General features: G+C 67.8%; 26 protein-coding genes. 17 read left to right on the top strand and 9 right to left on the bottom strand.

Features of this window, described 5'->3' with window-relative positions; genetic code table 11:
- Window positions 1-140: 140 nt before the first annotated feature.
- Window positions 141-1133 (bottom strand): acyl-ACP desaturase, encoded by a 993-nt coding sequence (locus P5P27_RS15415; RefSeq protein WP_006895696.1) that lies wholly within the window; start codon window positions 1131-1133, stop codon window positions 141-143.
- A gap of 263 nt (window positions 1134-1396) precedes the next feature.
- A complete protein-coding gene (locus P5P27_RS15410) occupies window positions 1397-1909 on the bottom strand; it encodes a nuclear transport factor 2 family protein (protein WP_062365939.1) in 513 nt (170 codons plus the stop codon).
- Window positions 1910-2038: 129 nt separating this feature from the next.
- On the opposite strand from P5P27_RS15410, the gene P5P27_RS15405 reads away from it, so the two are divergent.
- The 5 genes from P5P27_RS15405 to P5P27_RS15385 all read left to right on the top strand — a co-directional run bounded on the left by P5P27_RS15405 (window position 2039) and on the right by P5P27_RS15385 (window position 8214).
- Window positions 2039-3823 carry a serine/threonine-protein kinase gene (locus P5P27_RS15405; RefSeq protein WP_278124859.1) on the top strand — a complete coding sequence of 595 codons (1785 nt, stop codon included), beginning with the start codon at window positions 2039-2041 and terminating at the stop codon, window positions 3821-3823.
- Complete coding sequence (locus P5P27_RS15400) at window positions 3823-4632, top strand: hypothetical protein (protein WP_278124858.1); 810 nt, start codon at window positions 3823-3825, stop codon at window positions 4630-4632. The genes P5P27_RS15405 and P5P27_RS15400 overlap by 1 nt, the downstream gene beginning before the upstream one ends.
- A gap of 215 nt (window positions 4633-4847) precedes the next feature.
- Window positions 4848-6308 carry a WS/DGAT/MGAT family O-acyltransferase gene (locus tag P5P27_RS15395; protein WP_278124856.1) on the top strand — a complete coding sequence of 487 codons (1461 nt, stop codon included), beginning with the start codon at window positions 4848-4850 and terminating at the stop codon, window positions 6306-6308.
- Between the two features lie 24 nt (window positions 6309-6332).
- Entirely contained in the window at window positions 6333-7010 is a 678-nt protein-coding gene (locus P5P27_RS15390; RefSeq protein WP_006895691.1) for a nitroreductase family protein, read from the top strand.
- A gap of 436 nt (window positions 7011-7446) precedes the next feature.
- Window positions 7447-8214: an alpha/beta fold hydrolase gene (locus tag P5P27_RS15385; protein ID WP_062365931.1), complete on the top strand. Its 768-nt coding sequence runs from the start codon at window positions 7447-7449 to the stop codon at window positions 8212-8214.
- A gap of 481 nt (window positions 8215-8695) precedes the next feature.
- Here P5P27_RS15385 and P5P27_RS15380 read toward each other — a convergent pair whose 3' ends face one another.
- Entirely contained in the window at window positions 8696-10279 is a 1584-nt protein-coding gene (locus tag P5P27_RS15380) for a GMC family oxidoreductase (RefSeq protein ID WP_278124851.1), read from the bottom strand.
- 22 nt (window positions 10280-10301) lie between these two features.
- The gene (locus P5P27_RS15375; protein ID WP_278124849.1) at window positions 10302-12005 is read right to left on the bottom strand and encodes an aldehyde dehydrogenase family protein; all 1704 of its coding nucleotides are present in this window, start codon (window positions 12003-12005) and stop codon (window positions 10302-10304) included.
- A 172-nt stretch (window positions 12006-12177) separates the two neighbouring features.
- On the opposite strand from P5P27_RS15375, the gene P5P27_RS15370 reads away from it, so the two are divergent.
- The gene (locus tag P5P27_RS15370; RefSeq protein ID WP_278124847.1) at window positions 12178-13365 is read left to right on the top strand and encodes a PucR family transcriptional regulator; all 1188 of its coding nucleotides are present in this window, start codon (window positions 12178-12180) and stop codon (window positions 13363-13365) included.
- An 11-nt stretch (window positions 13366-13376) separates the two neighbouring features.
- Here P5P27_RS15370 and P5P27_RS15365 read toward each other — a convergent pair whose 3' ends face one another.
- The gene (locus tag P5P27_RS15365) at window positions 13377-14288 is read right to left on the bottom strand and encodes an oxygenase MpaB family protein (protein ID WP_278124845.1); all 912 of its coding nucleotides are present in this window, start codon (window positions 14286-14288) and stop codon (window positions 13377-13379) included.
- Window positions 14289-14981: 693 nt separating this feature from the next.
- Complete coding sequence (locus P5P27_RS15360) at window positions 14982-16043, bottom strand: o-succinylbenzoate synthase (protein ID WP_006895682.1); 1062 nt, start codon at window positions 16041-16043, stop codon at window positions 14982-14984.
- Between the two features lie 243 nt (window positions 16044-16286).
- On the opposite strand from P5P27_RS15360, the gene P5P27_RS15355 reads away from it, so the two are divergent.
- Genes P5P27_RS15355 through P5P27_RS15315 form a run of 9 tightly spaced genes read left to right on the top strand, consistent with a single transcriptional unit; the run spans window position 16287 to window position 23392 of the window.
- Window positions 16287-17624, top strand: coding sequence for a cytochrome P450 (locus P5P27_RS15355; protein ID WP_006895681.1), 1338 nt, complete (start codon window positions 16287-16289; stop codon window positions 17622-17624).
- Between the two features lie 2 nt (window positions 17625-17626).
- Complete coding sequence (locus tag P5P27_RS15350; RefSeq protein ID WP_006895680.1) at window positions 17627-18217, top strand: TetR/AcrR family transcriptional regulator; 591 nt, start codon at window positions 17627-17629, stop codon at window positions 18215-18217.
- Window positions 18218-18267: 50 nt separating this feature from the next.
- Window positions 18268-19149, top strand: coding sequence for an SDR family oxidoreductase (locus tag P5P27_RS15345; protein ID WP_006895679.1), 882 nt, complete (start codon window positions 18268-18270; stop codon window positions 19147-19149).
- 18 nt (window positions 19150-19167) lie between these two features.
- Entirely contained in the window at window positions 19168-19758 is a 591-nt protein-coding gene (locus P5P27_RS15340; protein ID WP_006895678.1) for a hypothetical protein, read from the top strand.
- Entirely contained in the window at window positions 19755-20255 is a 501-nt protein-coding gene (locus P5P27_RS15335; RefSeq protein WP_278124839.1) for a hypothetical protein, read from the top strand. The genes P5P27_RS15340 and P5P27_RS15335 overlap by 4 nt, the downstream gene beginning before the upstream one ends.
- Window positions 20252-20863 (top strand): hypothetical protein, encoded by a 612-nt coding sequence (locus P5P27_RS15330; protein WP_006895676.1) that lies wholly within the window; start codon window positions 20252-20254, stop codon window positions 20861-20863. Before P5P27_RS15335 ends, P5P27_RS15330 begins: the two co-directional genes overlap by 4 nt.
- Window positions 20863-21459 carry a hypothetical protein gene (locus tag P5P27_RS15325; protein WP_278124836.1) on the top strand — a complete coding sequence of 199 codons (597 nt, stop codon included), beginning with the start codon at window positions 20863-20865 and terminating at the stop codon, window positions 21457-21459. The genes P5P27_RS15330 and P5P27_RS15325 overlap by 1 nt, the downstream gene beginning before the upstream one ends.
- 17 nt (window positions 21460-21476) lie before the next feature.
- Window positions 21477-22676 (top strand): NAD(P)/FAD-dependent oxidoreductase, encoded by a 1200-nt coding sequence (locus tag P5P27_RS15320; RefSeq protein WP_278124834.1) that lies wholly within the window; start codon window positions 21477-21479, stop codon window positions 22674-22676.
- Window positions 22673-23392, top strand: coding sequence for a DNA alkylation repair protein (locus tag P5P27_RS15315; RefSeq protein ID WP_006895673.1), 720 nt, complete (start codon window positions 22673-22675; stop codon window positions 23390-23392). Before P5P27_RS15320 ends, P5P27_RS15315 begins: the two co-directional genes overlap by 4 nt.
- A gap of 21 nt (window positions 23393-23413) precedes the next feature.
- On the opposite strand, the gene P5P27_RS15310 is transcribed toward P5P27_RS15315, so the two are convergent.
- The 3 genes from P5P27_RS15310 to mftR form a co-directional block, all read right to left on the bottom strand.
- Window positions 23414-23800, bottom strand: a complete 387-nt coding sequence (locus P5P27_RS15310; protein WP_006895672.1) for a DoxX family protein — start codon at window positions 23798-23800, stop codon at window positions 23414-23416.
- A 58-nt stretch (window positions 23801-23858) separates the two neighbouring features.
- Window positions 23859-24917 carry a ferredoxin--NADP reductase gene (locus tag P5P27_RS15305; RefSeq protein WP_006895671.1) on the bottom strand — a complete coding sequence of 353 codons (1059 nt, stop codon included), beginning with the start codon at window positions 24915-24917 and terminating at the stop codon, window positions 23859-23861.
- 154 nt (window positions 24918-25071) lie between these two features.
- Window positions 25072-25683: a mycofactocin system transcriptional regulator gene (mftR, locus tag P5P27_RS15300; RefSeq protein ID WP_006895670.1), complete on the bottom strand. Its 612-nt coding sequence runs from the start codon at window positions 25681-25683 to the stop codon at window positions 25072-25074.
- Between the two features lie 140 nt (window positions 25684-25823).
- On the opposite strand from mftR, the gene mftA reads away from it, so the two are divergent.
- Both mftA and mftB read left to right on the top strand, forming a co-directional pair.
- Entirely contained in the window at window positions 25824-25916 is a 93-nt protein-coding gene (gene mftA / locus P5P27_RS15295) for a mycofactocin precursor MftA (RefSeq protein WP_101841532.1), read from the top strand.
- Complete coding sequence (gene mftB / locus P5P27_RS15290) at window positions 25916-26287, top strand: mycofactocin biosynthesis chaperone MftB (RefSeq protein ID WP_006895669.1); 372 nt, start codon at window positions 25916-25918, stop codon at window positions 26285-26287. Before mftA ends, mftB begins: the two co-directional genes overlap by 1 nt.
- Window positions 26288-26290: the final 3 nt, after the last annotated feature.

Raw genomic sequence — 26290 nt, 5'->3', positions numbered from 1 at the left:
TGCCAGCACCACCGGGCTGTTCAACTCGATCGACCCGATCCGCAGCGGGGTGCGATCAGTGGACGGACGCTGGAGAGACGACGGCGCACCGGCGCCCTCGGAGGTCTCCGAAGGCGCCGGTGCAGTCAGTGCGGTGGTACTCAGGATGCTTGCTTCTCCCGCTTGGCCGCCTCGCGAGCGAGCGCGCGGTCGCGCATCTCCTCGAAGCGGGTCGCGTCCTTGTCGAGCTGGTCGAGGAAGGCCGCGAGCTCGTCGCGGGTCTTCTCGCCGGCGGGGCTGAAGTCGTTTCGCTCGAAGACGTTCCATTTCCGGAGAACCGGCTGGACGACCTCTTCGAGGTGCTGGCGCAGATCGTAGATGCCGTGCTTGGCCATCAGCACGCCGTGGCGCCGGAAGTTCGGCATACCCGCTCCGGGCATCTGGAAGTTGGTGACGATGTCGGTGACCGCGCGCAATGTCTGGTCGGGCGCCAGATCCATGCCGGCCCCGCAGATGTTGCGGTAGAAGATCATGTGCAGATTCTCGTCGGCGGCGATGCGCTGCAGCATCCGGTCGGCGATCGGATCGTTGCACGCCTTACCGGTGTTGCGGTGGCTCACGCGGGTCGCGAGTTCCTGGAAGGTGACGTACGCGACCGAGTGCAGCAGCCCGATCTCCTCGCCGTTCGCCTTCATCTCGTCGGCGCGGTCCGCAGCCGCGAGCATCGGATCGTAGCCGTTGGTCATGTGGATCATGCGCGCCTCTTCGAGGGCCACCGGGTCGACGCCGCGGGTCACGACCAGGTAGTCGCGCATCACGATGCCGTGACGGTCCTCCTCGGCGGTCCAGCGACCGACCCAATGGCCCCAGGCGGAGTCCATCGAGAAGTTCTCGGCGATCACGCGGTGGTACGAGGGCAGGTTGTCCTCGGTCAGCAGGTTGGTGATCATCGCGGCCTTGGCGACCTCGTCGAGCTGCGAGTCCTCGGGCTCGTAGTCCCTGCCGCCCAGAGCCGCGTAGTTCTTGCCCTCGTCCCACGGCACGTAGTCGTGCGGGTTCCAGTCGCGTGCCGTCTTGAGGTGGCGATTGACGTTGGCCTCTGCCGTCGGCTCCAACTCCTTGAGGAGTTCGAGTTGTGTGAGTTGACGTGCCATCGGTGTTCCTCTGGTCGGGTTCAGGTCGTGTCGGGTCGCGGCCGAGCACCGCCGCGACGTGCCCGACATGCATATTCGGACTCCAGGCTACGTCACATGGACGCATGCCCCAAGTCTCCGCGCGCCCTGTGGGGGCGCTGAGAAACCGCAGCCCTCGGTGCGTAGATCGTCTGCCCGGGGCAGATCCGTTAACGTGCGGCCCGGTGGGTTACGTCACCGTAGGTTACCGCGAGGTCGGTAGTGAGGAGCGGTCGAAACGCCGGTCACCGCCGACCGAACATCGGGCCGGTCTTCTCCAGCCACCGGCGTCCGGCGTCGTCGAGCGTGCCCAGTTCGGCGGCGCGGTCACACCACGCCAGAGCCATCTGAGCGAACTCCATCGGGTTGTAGACGTCCTCCTCGCAGCTCCACAGCCCGTCGCCCGCGTAGGTGAGGATGGTGATGTTGGTGGCCGTGAACACCGAACCGTCGCCCGGATCGATCATCGGGTTGTCGATCTCGCAGATCACTCGGCCGGTCGCCGGATCGGCGACGTGCCAGAGCGACGGGTACTCGGCCATGTGGCTTCCGGGGAACGAGTGCATCGTCTTGTTCACCCAGGTGCGGATCGCCTCGCGGCCGTCGAATCGGCCGTAGGCGTGCTCGATGTACGTCGCGTCGACGGTGAACTGATCGGCCCATCGATCCCAGTCCTTACTGATCGCCACATCGGCGACGGTCTGCTGGAACTGAGCGAACGCGGTGTCGAGCTCGTCTGCGGAGAAGGATGCGGTCATGTCGGCCGATGGTAGGGGCGGGCCGCGGCGGACGGCCGTCATTCGGCGGGGATAGGCGCACATCTGATCTCCACGCCGCGCAGGTAGCATTCGGCGCGAACGGCAGTCACCTGGTGAAACGGCGGAGGAATGTTCGGAATCGGCGACGACATCGCGGGCTACCGCGTCCAAGCGGTGCTCGGCGCCGGAGGGATGGGCGAGGTCTATGAGGCGGCCCACCCGCGCCTGCCGCGCAGCGATGCGATCAAAGTGCTCCGGTCGGCACACGGCTCCGATCCGGTGGTGCGCCGGCGGTTCGAACGCGAGGCCGATCTGATGGCGCCGTTGACGCACCCGAACCTCGTGCGCGTCTACGACAGGGGCGGATTCGGCGACGTCCTGTGGATCGCGATGGAACTCGTGCCGGGCACCGATGCGTCGAAGATATCGAAGGCGTCGCCCGCCGGGATGGATCCGCGGCTGGTCGTCAACATCGTCAACGGCGTGGCCGCCGGCCTCGACGTCGCCCATCGTCACGGTGTACTTCACCGTGATGTGAAGCCCGCGAACATCCTGATCACCCCCGGCGGAGATCCGGTGAACCCGGAGGCGGTCAAAGTGACCGACTTCGGCATCGCTCAGGCGCTCGGCGAAGCGGGAGCGGGACTCACCAGCACCGGAACCACGGTCGGCACCATGCGGTACTGCTCGCCGGAACAGATCGACGGCCGCCGGGTGGACGCCCGCAGCGACATCTACTCGCTCGCGGCCACCACGTTCGAACTGCTGACCGGCAGCGCACCGTACGACTCGACCAGTCTGCAGGGACTGATGACGGCACATCTGTTCGCCGAACCGCCGCGGGCGTCCGAGCGGACGCGCTCGCTGCCGCCGGCCGTCGATGACGTGTTGCGAGCGGGCCTCGCGAAGGATCCCGCCGCCCGGCCACCGACGGCGACGGCTTTCGCCCGCGCGTTGTGCTCGGCGTTCACCGGAGGACCGGTGAATGTGACGCCCAGCGGTCCGATGTTCGCGAACACTCCCGGTGCACCCGTCCCCGGACCGCACCGGGCGGGTGGCCCGTCCGGCCCGGCACCGGTGCCCACGGGGAGCCCGGACCGCTCGCACGGGGATCACTGGTACCGGCGGACTCCCGCGCTCGCGACCGTCGCGGTCGTTGCGGCACTGGCCCTGGGAGTGGGTGGAGCGTTCGCGTGGAACAGTGCGTCGGGCCTGTCGACACCGTCGTCACCGGAGGCGAAGATGACCGCCGAGGGCGTCGACCTGTCGTGGCCGGCGGTGAGCGGGGCCGAGCAGTACCTGATCAAACAGGACGACGTCGTCATCGACGTCACCGACGACAATTCCTATGTGGTCCGGTCTCCGGTCCCCGGCGAGCACTCCTACTCGGTGGCGGCCCGCTCGACGTCGTCGGGCGGTTCGGCGTTCTCCGACCGGGCCGAGCTGACGGTCACCCAGACGTGGGGCGAGTTCCTCGACATGGCGAAGCTCTATCCGGAACTCGTACCGGCCACCCCGGTGAATTCGAACGGCTTCGAATCGCTCTGGTGCCGCGGACTGGGGCCGTACCCGGTGGACGACGACCAGAAGACGTCCCGGCTGATCGTGTGCGACAAGATCGACGGCGCCGATCGGCAGTACTCGGTGCAGATCGCCGCGTACGCGAACAGTGATGATGCGGGGACGGCCGCCGTAGGCCAGTTGCCGATCACGGCTCCGACCGACTTCGGCTTCAAGACCGCCCAGGGCACCAAGGGGCGGCTCTCGACGGGCGTGCAGAGCTCCGAGGCGAGAGCGGTATTCGTCTATTCCAGTTCGGACGATCCGCGCGCGCGTACCTACGTCGAGGTGGCCGTGCCGGACTCCAAGGACCCGAAGCAAGCGCGGGCGATCATGGAAAGGCTGCCGTTCTGATGAACGAACCGAGCGCACCCGGACGTGCCCGGACACCCGCCAGGCCCGTGCTGATCATCGCCGCGGTCGCCGTGCTGGTGCTGCTGGCATCGTTGTTCGCCGTGCGGGCGATGCTGGGCGGTTCGGCGCCGGACTCACCGGGCGGACTCAGTCTGTCGGCGGACGGCGGCGAGGTGAAAGCGGTCTGGAACGGCGTCTCCGGTGCGGACGAGTATCTGCTGATCCGGGACGACGGGGTGGTCGTCTACTCCGGGCCCGACACCACCGCGGTCGATCGGACCGCGGGCACCGGCGACCATCGCTACCGCCTGCGCGCCGCGGATTCGGGCCGGTGGTCGGCCGACGGTGCCGAGAGCAAGGTGACGGTGGTGTCCGGCTGGGGCGAGCTCGGCCCGCTGGCCGCACAGTTCCCCCGGCTGCTTCCGCAGACACCCGAGGCGACGGGATGGCAGGACCTCACCTGCCGCTCGATGGTCCGGGCGATGCCCGCCGAGCGCGGCCCGTCGAACACCGGATCGGGGCGAGCGCTGGTGAAGAGCCGCATGCACTGCTTCAACTCGGAAATGGTGATCCAGCCGGCGTGGATGACGTCGAAGGACGCCACCGACCAGGTGTTCACCGACATCTCGACGAACGCCTCGCCGGAGTCGATCGGCTGGCGTCACGGTACCGGCTACGTGGTCGAATCCGAGCATGCGGCGTACCTGCGTCTGGCCGACCGCGACGACGTCGTGTTCACCGTTCTCCTCGACCGGGGCGGCAGGAGGGAACTGCTCGACGTCGCCAACCGACTGCCGATCGACGAGTAGCAGTCCGGCCGCGGTCGGTGATCGGGCAGGCCCCGCCCGGGCGGCGCCTGCCTTCGTGCACGCACTGTCGGTCCACGGCGCTACTGTGAATAAGCACCTGTGAGAACCCGTTTCAGGCGCTCGGGAACAGTGGAATACAGGACAGTGGCATACAGAACAGTGGCAGACACGGACTGTGGCAGACACGGACTGTCATACAAGGATTGGGGGCCGTCGTGCAGAGGTTGAGCGGTCTGGACGCGTCGTTCCTCTACTTGGAGACGCCGTCTCAGGTGATGAACGTCGCCGCCATCGTGGAGGTGGATCCCTCGACCATCCCGGGCGGATACACGTTCAATTCGCTGCGGCTGGAGATGGAGCGCCGGGTCCGCGGTCTCCCGATGCTGCGCCGCCGGCTCGCCGACTCGCTGACCAATGTGGACCACCCGGTGTGGGTGGAGGACGAAGACTTCGACATCGAGCGGCACGTCCACCGGATAGCGGTGCCCGCACCCGGAGGCATCGAGGAGGTGGCGGCCCTCTGCGGGCACCTCGTGGCCCAGGTGATGGATCGGAAGAAGCCGCTGTGGGACCTGTGGGTTCTGGAGGGATTGTCCGAAGGGGCGATCGCGCTGGTGCTGCGCATGCACCACGCCTGCGTGGACGGTGCCACCGTCGCCGAGATCCTCGGCGAACTCGCGACGTCCACTCCCGAACCACCCGCGCTGGACGCTGCTCGGGTGAAGGAGAGCGCCGGAGGCGCCTCGCGACCCGGCATGGCTTTCGGCGGTGCGGTCAACTTCTTCGTGCAGCGTCCGATCGCAGCGATGAAGCTGATCCCGAAGACGCTTCCGGTGCCGTTCGAATGGTTCAAACGAGTACGGTCCGGCGACGGCATGCCCGCACCCTTCCTCGCTCCGCGGACCCGGTTCAACGGGCCGTTGACTCCGCGCCGGAACCTGGCCTTCGCGCGGTTGCCGCTCGGTGACGTCAAGCGTGTCAAAGACCACTTCGGTGTCAAGGTGAACGATGTGGTGCTGGCGATGGCGGGCGGCGCGCTCCGCGAGTACCTCCAGACGCGCGGCGAACTCCCCGAGGAGCCGTTGGTCGGGCTCGTCCCGGTCTCGGTGCGCGGGGTCACCGAGGACGATCTCATCGAGACCGGCACCAACAAGGTCACCGGTATGTTCACCCGTCTCCCGACGTCGGTGGCCGATCCGGTGGAGCGCATTCGGCTGGCGGGCAAGTACGCCAGGCAGGCGAAGGGGCATCACCAGGGCATCGATGCGAATCTGCTGCGCGCATACGCGGAGTTCGCGCCGGGCAACACCCTCGGCGCTCTGATGCGCCTCTACTCCGACCGCCGTCTCTCCGGCCTGCACCCGCCGATCTTCAACGCGGTCATCTCCAACGTCGCGGGGCCGGACTATCCGATGTACCTGCTCGGCGCGAGAGTGAAGGCGGTGTACCCGATGGGGCCGATCTTCCACGGCCTCGGGCTCAACATCACGGTGATGTCGGTGGACGGCGAGCTGAATGTCGGGCTGCTGTCGTGCCCGGATCTCTCACCGGATCTGTGGGACCTGGTCCGCGGATTCGGGACGCAGCTCGAGGAACTGGTGGCCGCGGTCGAGGCCGATGCGAACGGCGATTCGTCCGACGACGGCCCGTCGGATACCGGCCGACAGAGCGAGTAGAACGAACCCTCACGGGAGACGGCAATGGAATTCGACGACGTGGTCAAGACGACGTTCGCAGCGCGCAGTTTCACCGACGATCCGGTTCCGGACGAGCGGCTGTCGGAGATCCTCGACATCGCGAGGTTCGCGCCGAGCGGCGGCAACCGACAGGGTGTGCGCGTGATCGTGGTCCGGGATCCGGGTACGAAAGCTCAGTTGGCCGAGTTGAGCAAGCCCGCGGCTCGGCGGTACCTGGCTCAGCGCTTCGCGGGAGAGAACCCGTGGAACCCGGTGCACCCGAGTGCCGTCACCGCGACCGATCTCGCTGAGACGCCCGGAGTCGACGAGTTCGTCGCGCCGATCGCGGCTGCGCCGGTGGTCTTGGTGGTGGCCGTCGACCTGGCGGTGGTGGCGGCCACCGATTCCGAACTCGACCGGGTGGGCGTGGTCTCCGGAGCGTCGGTGTATCCGCTCGTGTGGAACATCCTCACCACCGCCCGGTCGCGGGGATACGGCGGGACGATCACGACGATGGTCAGCGCGCAGGAGCCCGCGGTGCGCGAACTGCTTGGCATCCCCGAGACCTTCGCCGTGGCCGCCGCCGTACCGATCGGCCGGCCGGTGAAGCAGCTCACCCGGCTCCGGCGACGGCCGGTGAGCGATTTCGTCACCCTGGAGCGCTTCGACGGAACGGCTCTGGCCGGCCCGGCGGATCGGTGACCCCGCGACTCCCGCTCTGACTCGCGACTCCGCACGGCAGCCGATCGCACCGGGGAACGTGCGACGAGGGGCGCGCGGACATGCCGCGCGCCCCTCGTCGTCAGCTGGAACTAGTCGCTGCTGCCGCCGCCGAGCAGGCTGGAGAGGCTGCCCAGGTCGCTGGAGCCGCCGCTGCTGCCGCTGTCGCCGCCGCCGAGCAGACTGAGGATGAGGTTGATGATCTCCATGCGAATGTCCTTCCGAGACAAGTGAATTGGGAGGGTGAGGACGATTGCGTCAATCGCCGACGGGTGTGACACTACGTACTCTCACAGCAGTTAGTGAACTGCATCACGGAATGTTTCACGCGATCGGGCGACATATGGCGGCACGGAATCGACGTTTCGCGTGTCGGGCGTCCCGAATCTGGCTTCTGTCTGGGGCCTATCCTGGTGCGATGCGCGTGATTCACAGTGCCGACCCGGCGGAACCCGACCTCGCGGTCGACGTCTCGGGGTGTCCGACCGCCGGTGGGCCGCCGGTGGTCCTGGTACACGGAATGGGTGGCGACCACACCACGTGGCATTCAACGGTTCGCACGCTACGTGCCACCTGTCGTGCCACCGTGGCCGTGGACCTGCGCGGTCATGGGCGCAGCGGGCGCGCCGCGGACTATCGCCTCGACGACTTCGCGGCCGATCTCGGACGCGTGGTCGATGAACTGCGCCTGGTCCGGTTCGACCTCGTCGGGCATTCCCTGGGCGCGCACACCGCACTGCGCTATGCGATGGACCGGCCCGACCGCGTCCGTCGCCTCGTACTGGAGGAGATACCGCCGATGCCTCGCGATGAGGCGGATCTCGCCGAACAGATCGCACCGACCGCGACTCTGGGCGAGCGGATCCGCGGTGTCGGCGCGCTGCTCGCACGTCCGGGCCCGTTTCTTCGCTTCGACCGTTCGCTGCCCGACACCGTGCTGCGGCAGTTCGACGTCCCCGAACCCGAATGGTGGGCTCGGCTCAACACTGTGCCGGCGTCGGCATTGGTGATCTCCGGAGGCGCCCGCAGCTTTCTGCCGGGCCGGCATCTGCAGTCTCTCGCCGATGCGTTGCCGCGTGGCCGAATGGTCACGATCGATGCTGGGCACAGTGTTCACCGCGACCGCGGTCCGGAGTTCCTGTCCGCGCTGGTGGCGCATCTCGATGAGCCGGACGGGCAGGACTGACGCAGTCGGTGCGATCGAGCGATCCGAGTGTCAGCCGCGCAGGGCGGAGGCGAGGATTCCGGGAACCAGGGAGTAATCGAGCGTGTCGAGATCTGCATGAGTGTTGTCGTCGGACAAGTAGTTTCGACTCGCTGCGCTCGTTCAACCGGCCTGCGGGGAGGCCCAGGGTAATCGAGCGTGTCGAGATCAGCACGAGTGTTGTTGTCGGACGACTAGTTTCGACTCGCTGCGCTCGCTCAACCGGCCTGCGGGGAAGACCTCGGGTAATCGAGCGTGTCGAGATCGGCATGAGTGTTGTTGTCGGACAAGTAGTTTCGACTCGCTGCGCTCGTTCAACCGGCCTGCGGGGAGACCCAGGGTAATCGAGCGTGTCGAGATAAGCACGAGTGTTGTTGTCGGACAAGTAGTTTCGACTTCGCTGCGCTCGCTCAGCCGGCCTGCGGGGCGACCTCGGGCTGATCGATCGGTCGGGGAGGCCGGGTCAGCCCTTGATCAGATCCGCGGCGCGTTCGCCGATGACGACCGTCGGCGCGTGGGTGTGGCCGCGGACGATCTTCGGCATCACGGAGGCGTCGGCGACGCGCAGACCCTCGACGCCGCGGACCTTGAGGTCGGGCGTCACGACGCTGGCACTGTCCGAGCCCATCCGGCACGTGCCGGTCGGGTGGTAGAGCGTGTGCGAATGCCAGGTCAGCGCATCTTCGAGAGTGGCTTCGATGGTGTCCAGCTCCCGCTTCGGCTGCAGGAACCGGCCGATCTTCGACGCCAGCGGCTCCGACGTCGCGATCCGGTGGGCGGCGCGCAGACCTGACATCAGGGCCGCGCGGTCGGCGCCGTCGGCGTCCGACAGGTAGCGCGGGTCGATGAGGGCCTTGGCGGTCGGGTCCGACGACGCCAGTGAGACTGTGCCGCGACTGCGTGGGTCGACGAGGATCGGACCGAGACCGATGCCGTGACCTGGCGCGTCCCCGATGCCCTCGTCGTAGAACGGCGCCGGACCGAAGATGATCTCGATGTCGGGCAGCTCCAGGTCGGGGCGGCTGCGGATGAAGCCGTAGGCCTCACCGACATTCGAGGTGAGCATGCCGCGGCGGCGCGTCAGATAGTTGAGCAACTCCAACGGCTTCTCGGCGCCGTAGAGGGTGTCGGAGTCGACGGCGAAGCCGATCAGCGACATCAGGTGATCACTGAGGTTGCGGCCGACCTCGGGCAGATGCTGTGCCACGGCGATGCCGTGCGCGCGCAGTTGCTCTTGATCGCCGATGCCCGACAGCAGGAGAAGCTGCGGCGTGTTGATCGCGCCGCCCGAGAGGATCACCTCCTTGCGGGCGCGGACGGTGTGGGTGACGCCGTCCTTGAGGTACTCGACGCCCACCGCGCGCGAGCCCTCCAACAGCACCCGGGTTGCGTGCGCATCGGTGAGCACCGTCAGGTTCCGGCGCGACCGCGCGGGCTTGAGGTACGCGTCGGAGGCGCTCCAGCGCGACCCGTTCTTCTGGCACACCATCGTCTGCGTGAAGCCTTCCGGCTGAGGCAGATTGGCACGTTCGCGCTTGAATCCGGCCTGTTCGGCCGAGGCGAGGAAGTCGGACGTCCAACCGCGCGGGCTGCGCTGGTGGGCGACGTTGAGCGGCCCGTCGCGTCCCTCGTCGCCCTCGACGGCGCCCTCGATCGACTCGATGCGCTTGAAGTACTCGACGACGTTGGCGAACGACCATCCGTCGCCGGCCTCCAGCGCCCATGCGTCGTAGTCGGCGGCGTATCCGCGCACCCACATCATCGCGTTCATCGACGACGATCCGCCGATCATCTTGCCGCGCGGGAAGAACACCCGGCGGTCGCCGAGCTCTGGCTGCGGCTGGGTGAGGTAGTTCCAGTCGAGCTCGGTCTGGAACTGCTTGGAGAAGGCGGCGGGAATGCGGACGGACTGGCTCTTGTCCTCACCGCCGGCCTCGAGTGCGACCACCGTGTCGGCCGACCGCTCGCTCAGACGGGCAGCGACGACGGCTCCGGCGGAACCGGTGCCGACGACGACGTAGTCGGCGTCCATGGAAGTGGTTGTCATTGAGTCCCTTTCAGTCGAACGGTCAGCCGCGCAGGGCGGAGGCGAAGATTCCGGGCAGACGACTCGCCCGCGGATCGGCGGCGAACTCGGTGAGCCGCTTGCCGGTGGTCGCGGCGGTCTTGTTGTTCACGAACCATGGCGGCTTCGGCGACAGTGCGAGTTCTCCGCGGATCACCGATCGCGGGGCGGGGCGGAACGGCCCGCGGACCACGGTGCGCTCGATTCCGTCCATCAGCCAGGCGTTGTGCACCACGCCGATGCCGCTCTGCACGTCGTCGATGGTGTGGCCGGGGTACGCGCCCCACGACGCGGTCGGCGTCAGGTAACCGACGCCGGTCCAGGCGTTGATGGCGATGGTTCCGTAGTGGAGATCCTCGACGAGGTCGTCGAACGCCGCGCCGAGTCCCTTGACGCTGGCCGGCGCCGCGATGATGTTGACGCCGAGGGTGCCTGCGAAGACCTCGTTGGCCGTGCGCGCCGCGGCAGCGGTGAAAGCCGCACCTGTGCCGGGGATCTCGACGACGCCGTAGACCGGTGAGAAGTACTCGCCGGACAGGATGGGTTCGGTCGCATCGGGGCGGACGTCGTCGACCAGCAGGCGACCGCCGCCCGGGCCCAGGCGTTCGGCGTTCGGGTACGACTCCAGCGCGCTCGCGACGCGGTCGTCGCTCCCGGGGTAGTAGGCGGCGCGCTCGGGTGCGGCGGCGATGGCGTTGCGCACCTCGGCGAGGAACCGGTCCTTCTGATCCCAGTCCGACGAGATGATGAGGGCCTGCGATGCGACGCAGTTGTATCCGCCGTTGTGCAGACGCTGAGTGGCCACGTGCTGTGCCTGGAACTTCAGATCGGCGTTGCTCCACCGGCCGGGGATCACGATGGTGGGGGAGACTCCGCCCAGCTCGCTGGTGACCGGCTTGGTCAGCTTGGGGTCGCTCGCGCGCTTGCGCTCGACGGCCTCGTCCCCGACACCCCACACGATGGCGTCGTGGGTGCGTGCACTGCCGGTCATGTGCACGTGGTTCACGAGATCGTGCTGGACCAGCGCGCCGCCGACCTCGGCCCCGCCGGTGACGATGCGGACCGCGCCGACCTCGATCAGCGGGGCGAGGACCTTGCCGAAGACGGGAAGCAGCGGATCGGTGATCGGGTTGAGCTTGAGCACCACCACGCGGTTGTGGGCGATCAGCTCGTACAGCACGTCCAGCGGTGCGATCGACATGATGTTGCCTGCGCCCAGCACCACGCCGATGCCCGCGGTCCGCGACGGGTCGAGCTGCGCGAGCCCGGCCTCGGCCTTTGCTGCGGCGCGACTGACTCCCCGGCGCAGCCACACCTCGGCGCTGAAGCCGCTGAGCAGCAGCTCGTCGTAGACGCTGGTCGGCAGGACGTTGACGGCGACGCGGTCGCGGACGTCGTGGAACTTGACGTCGGCGAGCGGACTCCGGCCCTGTGCGAGGTGGTCGAGGGTGTCGGCGAGGACGCCGAGGCTGGCGGCCATCACATACGGTCCGGACATCCATTCCTCGCCGACCAACGGCGAGTTCGGGTCGAGGCCCTTGATCTGCACGGCCGTGTCGACCCACTCCTGGGCGTGGGCGCCGGTCAGATCGCGCATGCGCATCAGGAGGTCGCGACGCTGCTCGAGCGTCGTCGTCGCCCAGCGGCGTTCGCCGTCGACGAGGTCGGTCAGCGCGGACTCGACCGCCTGCAGTTCGAGGTCTTGCATTTCTGCTCCATTCGCCAGGTGAGCGTGCACGCTCGGCAGTGATCGCTCCATTGTGTGAGTGGGGTCACCGACGGTGCCAGGTATGGCGGCACAGGGTTGATCCGGCCGACTTTGTGCCGGTGCACAATGGCCGCGTATCGTGGGTCACACTGCGACGATTGGACATGCACGCGTGAACTCCCCGACCACTCCGCGGTTGAACTCACCCGCGCTTCTGCTGCTCAGCGACGTCGACTCGGTGGCGGAGGAGTTGACGGTCCGCATCACCCAGGCCGACCGTTTCTACGTCGACGGCGGCCCGTTGGCGGAGGAGGAGTTGCGGGGCGCGTGCCGGGACAATCTGGCGGAGATCATCCGGGCGCTCGCCGGGGCGGAGCCGAACCTCAAGCCGGCGCTTGCGGTCGGCCGACTCAAAGCCGAGCGAGGGGTGCCCCTGGCGGCGCTGCTGCACGCGTTCCGGCTCGGCGGCCGACTGATCTGGGAACAGCTGACGACGCTGTCGAAGGGGCCGGGTGACCCGGAAGTCCATGAATGCGCGACCCTGCTCTGGGAGTTGATCGACGCATTCTCCGACGCCGCGGTCGAGGCGTACCGGGACACCGAGACCCTCCTCGCGCACTCCGACGCGCAGGCGCGCTACCGCCTGATCAGGATGCTCTTCGACGACCACGCCGACGGTTCGGTGCGTTCGCTCGGTGCCCTGCGAACGCTCGGGATGCCTGAGGACGGCGTGTTCCAGGTGGTGGTGATCATTCCGGCGGATCCGGGCCAGGCGCTGCCGGCACCGGTCACGTCATCCTTGCGCGACGCCGGGGCTCAGACGGTCTGGGACAGCCAGGCGGACGTGCACATCGGGCTGCTGCGCACCGCGTCGTCGCGAGAGGCGGTGCGGGCGGTCGACAGACTCGGGCAGGCAGTCGCCGGGCGGATCGGCGTCAGTGCCGAGTTCGGTACTCCGCTGGGGATTCCGGAGGCTCTCGGACAGGCCCGGCTGGCGGCGCGCAGCACGCCGCCGGGCACGGAGGGGCTGGTGCGGTTCGGCAGTGACCCGATGGCCCACCTGCTGGTGACCGCGTCCGGCGCGGCGCGAGTGTTCACCGAGTCGGTGCTGGGCGGTGTGCTTCGACTTCCCCCACCCGACCGCGATGATCTGCTTTCGGTGCTGGCGGAGTGGTATCGCCGCCACGGGGCGGCCGGCGAGGTCGCCGAGGCGCTCCACTGCCACCGGAACACGGTCCGCTACCGATTGCGCAAGGTTCGGGACCTCACTGGACGCGACGTGACCGACCCGGTGCAGTCGGCCGAACTGTACGCCGCATTGCGGTCAGTTGAAGTGCTGGGGATCGTGGCAGATGAGTGACCGGCGCTCGCTCACCCGTTGTGGATCCGGCGCGGATCCACGCCGGTGCGTTCCCAGCCCTCGGCCGCCCACGGTGTGTACAGCAGCCGGATCGGAAGCCGGTTGAACAACGGGTTCGCTGCGCGCATCCCCGCTGCGAAGCGATCGAAACGGCGCTGCTTCCGGTCGTCCCAGTCGAGTCCGCACACCTCGCGCATCTGGCGGGGGAGGGTGCCGACGATGACGGTCCGTAGAAAGGCGTTGATCGGGGCGGAGATCACGCGCCACAGCGGCCGGGGTATCCAGCGCGGTCCCGGAACGCCCTTACGCAGGTACCCGGTGGCGTAAAGGATGGTCCTGGTGGGGACGAACTTGTCGCACATCGTCTCCCAATAGACGCAGAAATCCTCGTAGGTCTCCGGCTGGCTGCGCGCGGAGACGCCGTACAGCTGATACCACGTCTTGCTCTCTTCGAAGATCTGCTCCTTCTCCTCGTACGACAACCGCCGGATGAATGTGTCTGTGATAGTCAGGACTTGATCGACGAAGGTCGCGTGCGCCCAGTAGTAGAGCTCGGGGTTCAGCGCGTGATACCGCGAGCCGTCGGGCACCGTTCCCTTGATGTCGCGGTGGAAGTCGCGGACCCGTCGGCCCCACTGATGCGGCTGGTCGGAGTACACGGTCCGCATGATCGGCGGGCCTGTGCGCCGGGCGCGGCCGAGGAAGTCGGAGAAGATCACCGAGTGGTCTTCCACGCCCTGCGCGAGTTGTTCGATGCAGTTCTCCGTGCCGGCCAGACGCTGGAAGCCGAGGACTCCCCGGATGTCGCCGTAGAACTTCCACACCAGGGAGTCGGCGCCGAGGCGCAGATCGATGGAATCGATGTCGACGTAGGCGGGTTCGGCCTCTCCGACGCCCGCCTCGAACACGTCCGGTGAGTTCATGCGGTCTCCTATGACGCGTGCGGCGTGATGACGTCGACTGTAGCGCCGCGGTGGAACAGATGTAAATATTTGTGTCAAAGTTTGGCGGGCGACGTCAGGCTGATCGAGGAGGCCTCAGGGTTATCGAGCCGGGAGGCGCCGCAGGCGCCGAGCGTGTCGAGATTGGCATGTGGGGGGCTACGTCAGGGTTATCGAGCGTCTCGAGATGGGCGTGCGGAATGGCGTTGTCTGGCACATGGTTTCGACTCGCTGCGCTCGCTCTACCGGCCTGGGGGAGACCTTAGGGTTATCGAGCCGGGAGGCGCCGCAGGCGCCGAGCGTGTCGAGGTTGGTGTGTGGGGGCTACGTCAGGGTGATCGAGCGTGTCGAGATTGCGTGAGTGTTATCTGGCACATGGTTTCGACTCGCTGCGCTCGCTCAACTGGCCTGTGGGGCGGCGTCAGGGTGATCGAGCGTGTCGAGATTGCGTGAGTGTTGCCTGGCACATGGTTTCGACTCGCTGCGCTCGCTCAACCGGCCTGTGGGGAGACGTCAGGGTTATCGAGCCTGTCGAGATGGGCGTGACTGTTATTGCCTGGCACATGGTTTCGACTCGCTGCGCTCGCTCAACCGGCCTGTGGGGAGACCCCAGGGTTATCGAGCCTGTCGAGATGGGCCTGCGAGGCGACCCCAGGGTGATCGAGCGTGTCGAGATCAGCGCCGGGTCAGCAGGTCGTGGCAACGACGCAGGCGCTCGTGCCACCATCGAGTCCGCTCAGCGGACGCCAGCGGAAGGTCGATTCCCGGCTCCACACGTCGCGGCCGAACCGTGCCGTGTTCGATCCGGAACGACCGTGCGACGTCGCGGACGAAGAACTCGCCGGTACCCAACCCGCACGCGCGGTCGAGGTCCGGGAGTGCGGCGGCCGCTCCGATTCCGGCGGCCATGCCGACGGCGGTGTCGAGGGCGCTGGAGACGACCACGTCCATCGGGAGCCGTTCCGCCAACGCGACCAGCGCCCGCATACCGCCTAGTGGCGCCACTTTGAGTACGGCGATGTCGGCGGCGTCCAGCGCGGCCACCCGCATCGGATCGCCGGCCCGGCGGATGGACTCGTCGGCCGCGATCGGGACCGAGACGGCGCGGCGCACCTGCGCGAGTTCCTCGACCGTCGCGCACGGCTGCTCCACGTACTCCACGTCACCGATCGCGGCGACGGCCTCGATCGCCTGTTGCACGCTCCAGCCGCCGTTGGCGTCGATCCGGACGGTGCCGACGAGGTCACGGGCGGCCGCGACCCGCTCGACATCGTCGGCCAGACTCTGTCCCGGTTCGGCGACTTTCACCTTCACCGTGTCGACGCCGGGATACCGCGCGATTAGGCCGGCCACCTCCTCGGCGGGAACCGCGGGCACCGTCGCATTCACTCGCACCGAGTCGCGAACGGGCGCCGGCGGACCGAGGTAGGCGGCCTCGATGCCCGCCGCGAGCCAGGTCTTGGCCTCCGCGTCCTCGTATTCGACGAACGGGGCGAACTCGCCCCAGCCCGCGGGACCGGAGAAGATCAGCGCCTCGCGGACCTTGACCCCACGGAATCGGGTGTGCATCGGCAGCGCGACCACCTTGGCCGATTCCAGCAGGTCGTCGGCCGACGGCATGCTCGGCGGCGGCGGGTTCTTCGGCTGCAGCCGGAAGGTCGGCACACCCTTCTTCCGGTCGTCCGACGTACCGAACGGCGACTGCTTGTTACGGCCGGTTGGCGAGGAGAAGACCATGTCGGCCAGCGTATCGCCCGACTGCCCCTCGGTTCCGCGGGAAGTGTCGGGGAGACGGTTTCGGCTCGCTGTGCTCGCTCAACGAGCTTTGAGGGCGGACGCCGGCCTGAAGTGAGGGGACGTCCACGGCGTGCGACGGATTCGCAAATATGTCCCACGAACTATAGACACAGATCTACCTATTTGTTTCAATCGAGATATGGGCCGGATCACAACTGAGGCGGCCGGTATCGAGGAGGAACGATGGTTGCAGTGCTCGCCCAGCCGGAGGCCGGCAGCGATCTGAAGGCGGTGCCGCTCAGCGATCGCAATGGAGTGCTGGAGATCCTTCAGATGCGACGGGATCCGTTCGGCTACTCCGACCGCAAACGTCTGCAGTACGGCGACGTCTCGGGAATGAACGCCTTCGGCGTCCGCATCGTCACGTGCATGGGCGCCGAGGCGGCGAACGAGATCCTCATGAACAAGGACCGCGCGTTCGCGAACGCTCCGGCATGGAGCTACTTCATCGGACCGTTCTTCAACCGCGGCATCATGCTGCTCGACTTCGAGGAACACCGGAACCACCGGCACATCCTCCAGCAGGCTTTCACGCCCAAAGTCCTCAAGGGCTACATGGACGAACTCCAACCGATGGTGGCCGACCGCGTGTCCCGGTTCCCGACCGGCCGAGTGAAGCTGTTCTCCGAACTCAAAGCGCTCACGCTGGACGTCGCACTCGAAGTATTCCTCGGGCTCGAACTGCCGCAGCACGAGGCGGACCGGCTGAACAAGGCCTTCATCGAGACCGTCCGCGCCGGCGTCGCATACGTCCGCAAGCCGGTCCCGGGCGGTCGCTGGTGGAAGGGCGTCCGCTCGCGCAAGGTCCTCGAAGACTTCTTCTACGAGCACATCGCCGCCAAGCGGGCCAACGCGACCCCCGACCTCTTCTCCGTGCTCTGCCACGCCGAGGGCGACGACGGCGAGACCTTCACCGACGAAGACGTGGTCAACCACATGATCTTCGTGCTCATGGCGGCGCACGACACGTCGACCATCACGATGACCCAGATGGCGTACTGGATGGCGAAGTACCCCGAATGGCAGGAGAAGGCCCGCGCGCAGTCGTTCGAGTTCGGACCCGACCTCGATTACGCAGACCTGAGCGGGTTGACCGTCTTGGACTCGATCATGAAGGAGTCGCTGAGACTGTGTCCGCCGGTTCCGGCGCAGCCGCGCATGGCAGTCAAGGACACTCAGGTCCAGGGCTTCTTCATCCCGGAGGGGACGATGGTCTCGGTGCCGCAGCTGATCAATCACCGCGACCCGCAGTACTACACGCACCCGGCGATGTTCGACCCCGAGCGCTTCTCCGCCGAGCGCGCCGAGGACAAGGGGCACCGGATGGCGTGGATGCCCTTCGGCGGAGGCGTGCACAAGTGCATCGGACTGTACTTCGGCCAGATGGAGATCAAGACCGTGATGCACCACCTGCTCCGCGGCTACGAGTGGTCGGTCCCCACTGGGTATCAGGTGCCGATGGATTACAGCGCCCTGCCGGTGCCGAAGGACAAGCTCCCGGTGCAGATGCGGAAGCGGTAGTCGTGCCTGCGACGCGAAAGGCCAGGATCACCGCCTCGGTGTCCGAACAGGAACGCGACATCCTCGACGCTGCGGCCGCGGAGTTCGCCGCTGTCGGCGTCCGGAAGGCGGGGATGGACGAGGTGGCGCGGGCCGCGGGAGTGAGCCGGTCGACGCTCTACCGTCGTTTTCCGAACAAAGAGGCGTTGTTTCGGGCGGTCGCGCTGGAGACCTTCGAGGCCGGCCTGTCACGTCTCGAGGAAGCCGTCGAGGGGATGCCGCCGCGAGAGGCCGTCGCCGAAGCCTTCGCGCGCGGGGCCGAGATGGTGCAGACAGATCCGCTCCTGCGACGGGTGGTTCACGAAGACCGGACCGTACGCGAAGTGACCTCCGGTGTCAGTGCACTGTTCATCGAGATGGTCACCGCGAGGATCGCCGCGACCCTCCGTTCGGCCGGCGCCACGATGGCCGACGACGACCTGCTGCAGGCCGTGGAGATCCACGTGCGCGTCGTCATGTCGTATCTCGAAGTCCCAGCGAGCGACCCGGCTCACTCGACCTCCGACTACGCGCGTGCGGTGGCTCGCAAGCACCTCGCGCCGATGATCCACTGAGTACCCATCGGGCATCCGGCCGGATGCCGCCCCTCGACCCAGGAGCACCCATGTCTGTTTCGCTCACCAGCCGGTTGTCGCGTGATCGACGGCGCAGGGCGCGTCTGGCCCGGGTCCGCGCGCGGCTGGCGGGGAAGGTCGTCGCGATCACCGGCGGAGCACGCGGCATCGGCTTCGAGGTCGCGACTGAGCTGCTCGACGCGGGTGCGAAGGTGGCGATCGGTGACGTCGATGTCGATGCGGTCGGTAAGGCGGCGGCAGATCTCGGCGTGGAGGGAATCGAACTCGACGTCACCGACCGCTCGTCGTTCGAGAAATTCCTGGACACCGTCGCCGACCGGATCGGTCCCGTCGACGTGCTGGTCAACAACGCCGGAATCATGCCGGTGGGCCCCTTCCTCGACTACCGCGAGACGCTGATCCGGGCGACGCTCGACGTGGACCTGCTCGGGGTGATCCTCGGCAGTCAGGCTGCGGCGACTCGCATGGTGGCCCGCGGACACGGCCAGATCGTCAACATCTCGTCGGTGGCCGGACGTCTGCCCACACCGGGGTTGACGGTGTACAACGCGGCGAAAGCAGGCGTCATCGAGTTCTCGGAGGCACTCGATTCGGAGCTCGCCGGCCACGGTGTGCGGGTCGGCGTGGTGATGCCGACCTTCACCCAGACCGGACTCATCGACGGGCTCGCGACCAACTCGATGGTCACCTCCGTGAATACAGCCGTCGTCGCCGAACAGGTGCTCGCCTCCATCGCCGGCGTCCGGGTGCGTGCCGCTGCCCCGCGCTCCATGGGCTGGGTGAACGCCTACCCGATTCTGCCGCGGAGCCTCAAACGCGCCTTGCTGCGCACCACACGCTCGGGCGAGATCTTCATGAACCCCGATCCCGAGTCACGATCCGCTTACAGCAGACGGATAGGCCAGAGCTGAATCAGTACGCTCGACCGGGTGGGGTTCAGATCAGACGACCGCCTCAGACAATGGAGGCGCGCGCGCAGCGAACTGCGCAGTGCGCGTGACGATTTGGCGGAGGCCGAGGCGTCGGCCGGGTTGCGTTCGCGGATGTCGCGCCGCACGCGGTGGATTCTCGCGACGGTCGCCGTCCTCGCGCTCGCAGCTGCGGGGGCCGGAATCTGGTACGCGGCGGCAGCACCCCAGCGGTATTCGGACGAGGACTACCTGAAAGCGGCGACGGCCGAGGTGGAACTGCTGCTGGACGTCGACGCGAACGACCCCGCGCGTGCCAAGCGCATCCTCGCCGGTGCCACCGGCTCCTTTCACGACGCGTTCGCGCAGTCGGCGGACGCCTACAGTTCATACGTCAAGGATTCCGGCGCCCACGGCCAGGGCCGCATCGACGCGGCCGCCGTGCAGTCCAGTTCGGCCGACGGCGCCGAGGTGATGGTCGCCGCCAGTGTCCAGGTCGGCGACCGTGACACCGAGCAGGACGCGGCCCCGCTGCAGAACCTGCGCCTGGTCGTCAGCCTGGTCCCCGAAGACGGAGACCTCAAGGTCGACGGGTTGGTGATGGTTCCGTGAACCGCTTCCTCACCTATCTCGAGAAGCCGATGTCGACGGTGCTCCGACTCGGCGTGACCGCCGTCGTCTTCACCGCGGGGTTGATCTTCTGTATCAGCGGCCTCGACGACCACGCTGAACAGCGGGACGCCGCGCAGGCGCGGCAGACGCTGCAGGAGAAGGCCGGAATCATCGTCGCCGACGTCTTCTCCGTCGACTCGCGAACCTGGGCCGGCGACCGGAAGACCGCGCGCAGCCTGGTGGCGCCACCGCTGTCGATCGCGTCGGGCCCCGCACTGAACGGGCCTCCGCCCGACGGCACCGCGTCGGTGAGTTGGGTTCCGCAGAACGTCGCCGTCTCCTGGGCCGACGGTGACGCGGGAGAGGCGCTGGTGATCGTGCAGGTCACGGTGACCTCGCGCAGCGGGCACAGTGAGAGCAGAACCAAGGCGGTCCAGGCGTCGTACGTCCGCTCCGACGACCGCTGGCTGCTGAGCGGATTGGAGGAACTGCAGTGACCGACGACGCCGCCGACACCCGACGACTGCAGCAGGCCCGCGAGCGGTACGACCAAGCCGTCCGGTCGGAGCGGCAGGCGCGGGCGGCCGCTGAACCCGCGCTGGTCAGGCGCTCCCATCGCCGGGCCGCGGGGGTCCGATTGGCTGTGGTCGCCGCGGTGATCGCCGCGCTCGGACTCATCGGCGTGGGCTGGTGGGCGCACAGTTCGGCGGACTCGATGGCTACTTCGGCGAGCGAGGAGCAGGCGGCGCGCGAGGCCGCCGAGCACGCGATCGTCACGATGCTCACCTCCGATCCGGCGCACGCCGACCGATATGTCGGCGACATCCTGGCAGTCAGCACCGGCGACCAGCGGATCCGGATTCAGGGCGCCCGCGAGCAACTCCAGTCGACGGTGGCGTCGCAGCCGCGCCCCAGTTCCGGTCAGATCCTCTCCTCGGGCGTCGTGGGTACCGAGGACGGCAAGACGTCGGTGCTGGTGGTCGCGCAGGCCACCAGCCCGGAACTGATCGGCGGTGATCCGTCGCAGAGCCGGGTCGGCGTCAGCGTGACGATGGCCGAGGTCGACGGGCACTGGCTGGTGCAGCAGACGGAGGCGGTGTCCTGATGGGAACTCACTCGAGGGACGACGCGGGCGTGGGTGCCGTCGCCGAACCCGAGCGTCCAGCGGCCGGGTCGGGCCCCTGGTCGCGGTGGCGGGCGCAGGTGCCCGGTGACCGTCGGTGGCAGACGGCGTGGGCGCTGGTGACGGTCGCGGCGCTGGTGGTCGCGGTCGTCGGATGGATCGTCGGAGTGCAATCGCGTGCCGAACCCGCCGTACCGGACCATACGGCCGTGCGTGCGGCGTCCGAGGGCGTGGCGGCTCTGATGACCTTCACCCCGGACGACTCCGCCGCGCAGCGTGCCGAAGTCCAGAAACACCTGACCGGCGCGCTGGCCGCAGACTATGCTGCTCGCGGCCCCGACGTGGTCTTTCCCGACGCGGTCTCCGCGAAGGTCTCGATGCGAACCACCGTCTCGAGCGCGGCTCCGGGGGAGCGGCACGACGAACAGATGTCGGTGCTGGTGTTCGCCACTCAGGAAGTGACGGTGGGCAAACAACAGGACTATCCGACGAGAACGGGTATCGCACGATGGGCCACGGTCACTAGAGTGGGCGATGTTTGGCGGTTGTCGCGGGTGGAGAACGTTTCGCCGCAATGAGATTGGGATGTGACGCAGTGGTCGAGGCACCAGTGGTGGTCGTGGGGGCGGGACTCGGCGGGGTCCGCCTGGCGGAGAACCTGCGCAACGGCGGATACGACGGGCCGATCACGCTGCTCGGGGCCGAGCAGCATCCGCCCTACGACCGTCCGCCGTTGTCGAAGACCGTCCTCACCGGCGACGACGAACGCGTCGACCTCAAGCCCGCGGAGTTCTTCCGGGACTCGAACATCGATCTGCGCACCGGTACCCGGGTGGTCGCCGTCGACCCGACGTCCCACACGGTCTCCGTGGAATGCGACGGAACCGTCGCGCCGTTGCCGTACGGCACGTTGGTCCTGGCGACCGGGCTGGCCGCACGGCGCTTCCCGGGGTCGGAGGGCGTCGCCGGAGTGCACGTCATCCGGACCGTCGAGGACGCGCTGGCACTGCGGGCGGAAGCGACGTCGGCGAGCCGCGCGGTCGTGATCGGCGCCGGGTTCATCGGCTGCGAGGTGACCGCGAGTCTGCACTCGATGGACATCTCGGTGACTCTGGTGGAACCCACGCCGGCGCCGCTCTCGGGGCCGCTCGGCCCCCGGATCGGTGAGATGGTCACCCGCCTTCACGTGGAGGCCGGGGTCGACCTGCGGGTGGGCGTGGGCGTCGACGAGATCGTGACGGAGGACGGCCGCGCGGCGGGCGTCGTCCTGTCCGACGGCAGCCGGGTGGACGCGGATCTGATCGTGGTCGGCATCGGCGGCTACCCGGAGCTGGAGTATCTCGAAGGATCGGGTATCGAACTCGCGGACCGTGCGGCCGGAGGCGGCGTCGCGTGCGACGGTGTCGGCCGCACCGGGGTCGCGGACGTGTACGCCCTCGGCGACTGCGCCAACTGGCACGACGTGGACGGTCACGGCCACCGCGTCGAGCACTGGACCCACACGGTCGATCAGGCCGCGATGGTGGCCGCGCACCTGTTGGGTCACGCGATCCCGCATCAGACAGTGCCGTACTTCTGGAGTGACCAGTACGGGCTCAAGTTCCAGATGCTCGGCACGCCGCGCCCGGACGACGAGGTGCATCTGGTGGACGACGACGGCCGCAAGTTCTTGGCGTACTACAGCCGGGAGGGGCTGCTGACCGGCGTCGTCGGCGCCGGCCGAGTGGGCAAGCTGATGAAGGCACGACAGTTCCTGCTCACCCCTACGCCGATCTCCACGCTGCTCGGCGGATGAACGCCGACTCCGGTGCCTCTGAGATCGTCTCGGCCGTCGAGGCGCTCGGGGATCCGGAGCGCGCGGCGTCGTCGCAGCGATTCTTCAAGACCGGACCGGGCCAGTACGGAGAAGGCGATCGTTTCGCCGGTGTGCCGGTGCCGAAGCTTCGGGCCCTGGCCCGGAGTCTGCGTGGACTTCCGCGGTCGGTGATCGTCGACCTCCTCGGCGACCGGACCCACGAGGTCCGTCACCTCGCACTGTTGATTCTGGCCGACAACTACTCGCGCGAGAGCGGCGATCCCGAACGGTGGGTGGACGTCTATCGGGACGCCGTGCGCGGCGGTCGAGTGGACAACTGGGATCTGGTCGACGTCTCCGCGTACGCGATCCTCGGGGATCGGTGCCTGCGCTCGGGCGACTGGTCGGAATTGCTCGAGTGGGCAGCATCGGACGATCTGTGGCAGCGCCGCGCCGGTATCGTCGCGACGTTCGCGTTCATTCGGGCGGGGCGCTGGGAGCAGATCGAGGCGGTGGCTCCATTGGTGATCGACGACCGGCGCGATCTGATCCAGAAGGCGTTCGGCTGGATGCTGCGCGAGGCGGGCAAGCGCGCCGACGAGCAGACGCTGCTCCGCTATCTGGAGGTCAACGCCTCGTCGATGGGCCGTACCGCGCTGTCGTACGCCGTGGAACGACTGTCGACGGAACGCAGGGCTCACTTCCGCTCGCTGTGAGCGGGATCGGAACGCTACCCCTCACTCAGCGGCGGCGCGGCGCGGCGCACCCCGTCGTACCAGGAGAGCGAGGGCGATGAGCGGCACCTGCAGGGGCAGGCGGGCCCATGCGACAGCCTTCAGCGCCGGGCTCTTGTCGACCCACAGACGCACCATGTTCACGTTCGCGGGAAAGACGGCGATGAACAGCATCGCTGCCAGTCCAGCTGCGGTGCGTCGGGTACGCGGAGCGAGAACCGCTGCGCCCAAACCGATCTCGGCCATGCCCGAGGCATAGGTCCACGCGCGCGCGTCGCCGGGCACCTCATCGGGAACGATGGCGTCGAACGGCTTCGGCGCGGCGAAATGCAGTGCGCCGGGGACCAGCAGGATCAGCGACAGGACTCGGGCCAGACGTTCGTTCGTCATGGGCCGAGTCTAGTGCCTGACTCCGGCGGGCCGGTCGCGCGAGTCGGTTCCCCGCGAGTCAGAACTCGATCTTGAGCTTGTCTGCGGTGGGCCGGGCCTGGCAGCCGAGGATGTAGCCGTCGGCGATGTCGTCGGGATCGAGGGCGCCGGTGACCTCCATGTCGACCGTGCCCTCGACGAGCGTGCAGGCGCACGAACCGCACTCGCCCTCCTGGCACGAGTACGGCGCGTCGAGTCCGGCGGCCAGCATGATGTCGACCAGGGTGCGCGACCGCGGCCACGCGAGGGTGTGCGTCTCGCCGTCGAGTTCCACTTCCACTTCGGCGGCGGCTGCGGCCTCCTCGGCCGAGACCTCGCCCAGTTCGACGTCCGCGAACGGGTCGCCCGAGAGCGAGTTGTAGATCTCGACGTGCACCCTCTTGCTGTCGAAGCGGGCCTTGATCAGGGCGCTGTGGGCGGCGTCCATGAACGGGCCCGGCCCGCACATGTACGCGGTGTGCGTGGCCGACATCGGGGCGAAGAGCGTCGCCAGGGTGCGGTCGCTCGGCAGACCCTGTACCGATTCGAGCCAGTGCAGCACCGTCAGCCGGGCCGGGTACTTGGCCTGCAGCCGGCGCAGTTCGTCGGCGAAGATCACGTCGTTCTCGCTGCGGTTGGCGTAGAAGAACGTGATCTGACCGGTTCCGGTGAGCAGGGCGTGCTTCAGAATCGACATCACCGGGGTGACGCCCGACCCGGCTGCGATCAGCAGCAGCGGGGTGTGGAAGTTCGCCGGGGTGAAGACGCCCGAAGGCGGCAGTGCCTCGATCTGCGAGCCGGCCTCCAGGTTGTCGCAGATCCAGTTGGATCCGTAACCGTCGGCGGTGCGCTTGACGGTGACCTTCGGCAGTTTGTCGTGGCGGGGCGCCGACGACAGCGAGTAGCACCGCGCCACGGAACCGGTCTGATCGCTCGGGATCCGCAGAGTCAGGAACTGCCCGGGCAGGTAGTCCTCGAACTTCTCCCGGTGGGTGTCGGGGATGTCGAAGACGATGCTGCGCGCGTCGGCGGTCTCATCGATCACCTCGGAGACGGTGAGGATGGCGCTGCGCGCGCTGTGCGGGGTCAATTCGGTCATCGGTTGACTCTCTGTGGAATCGGGCCCGGCGCTCGGCCGTGGCAAAACTGAAACGTGTTCTATTTAGGATATCAGCGCTTCGAAGTCTGTCACAGACCTCGTTCCGGATGGCGGGAGCCGGGTGTGCGGCGGCGAGTCCGCCGGGGCGGTCGGGCTACGTCTGCGTGAGTGATGCGACCCCGTCGATCAGGATGCGGCTGCCCGATCGCAGCAGGTCGGTGAGGTCGGCCGACGGGTCCGGGAGCCATTGGTCGTATGCGGCCAGCGCGGTGCCCAGCGTCTGCCAGGCGATGGTCTGCGGAACGTGCGACGCGGGGGCGAGTCCGAGTCTGGCACCGCAGTGGTCGGCGATGACCTGTCGCCAGTCCTGGTACATCAGCATCGAGTGGGCCTGGAGCGCCGGTACGCCCAGGAGCAGTGCCATCCGGCGGCGATGTTTGTCGATCTCGGATGCCGGGACGGTGTTGAAGGCGATCAGCGCATCGCGGAGGGTGGCGCCGAGCGGGACGTCGTCGGAACTGTTCCGCAGAAGGTCCCGGAGACCGTCGAGGTGCTCGTTGAACTCACCCCAGGCCAGAGAGTTCTTGGACGGGTAGTAGCGGAACAGCGTGCGGCGGGCGATTCCGGCGGCGGCGGCGATGTCGTCGACGCTGGTCTCGTCGAAGCCGTGCTCGGTGAACAGATCGATCGCGATGGCGCTGAGTCGGCCGCGTGTGGTTGCGGCCGGCCGGCCGCCGAGCACTCCCGCACGCCCAGATCTGGTCATCGCTCATCATCTCCGATCCAAGAAACCGCCGGTCACGATCTTACGACGCACAATTCTCGCCAACCCCTAGAGATTCTGCACCCAGTGCCATTATGGTGTGAAGCGAACCACATCAGTACTCGTGAAGGAGGATGGTTCATATGGCCGATCAGGCGAATGCGACTCAGCAGGATCTCGTGGCTGAGTCTCTGGTGGAGGAAGTGTCCATCGACGGGATGTGTGGCGTCTACTGATGACGACGGCATCGACCACTGTTCCCGGCGGCCCTGCGGCCGCCGGGAGCGGTACCCCATTCGACGTATCGCGTGCGTGGCGGATGAATCCGAAAGTCGCTCTGCGACCGGAGCCGTTCGGCGCGCTGCTGTATCACTTCGGGACGCGCAAGCTCTCGTTTCTGAAGAACCTCGAGGTGGTCCGGCTGGTCCAGTCTCTGGACGACCACGACAGTGCCGACGCTGCGATGACCGCGACCGGCATCGGCGACGGCGATCGCCCGCTGTATCTGCAAGCCCTCTCCGCGCTGAGCGAGTCCGGAATGATCATCGAACGGCAGGCCCCGGACGCCGCCTCTCGACCCGCGCCGGCGCACCCGACCGAGGAGTGACCC

This window comes from Gordonia sihwensis (assembly GCF_029632925.1).
Classification (GTDB): Bacteria; Actinomycetota; Actinomycetes; order Mycobacteriales; family Mycobacteriaceae; genus Gordonia; species Gordonia sihwensis.
The sequence above is the reverse complement of the archived record's forward strand: the minus strand, read 5'-3'. Positions and strand labels throughout refer to the sequence as shown.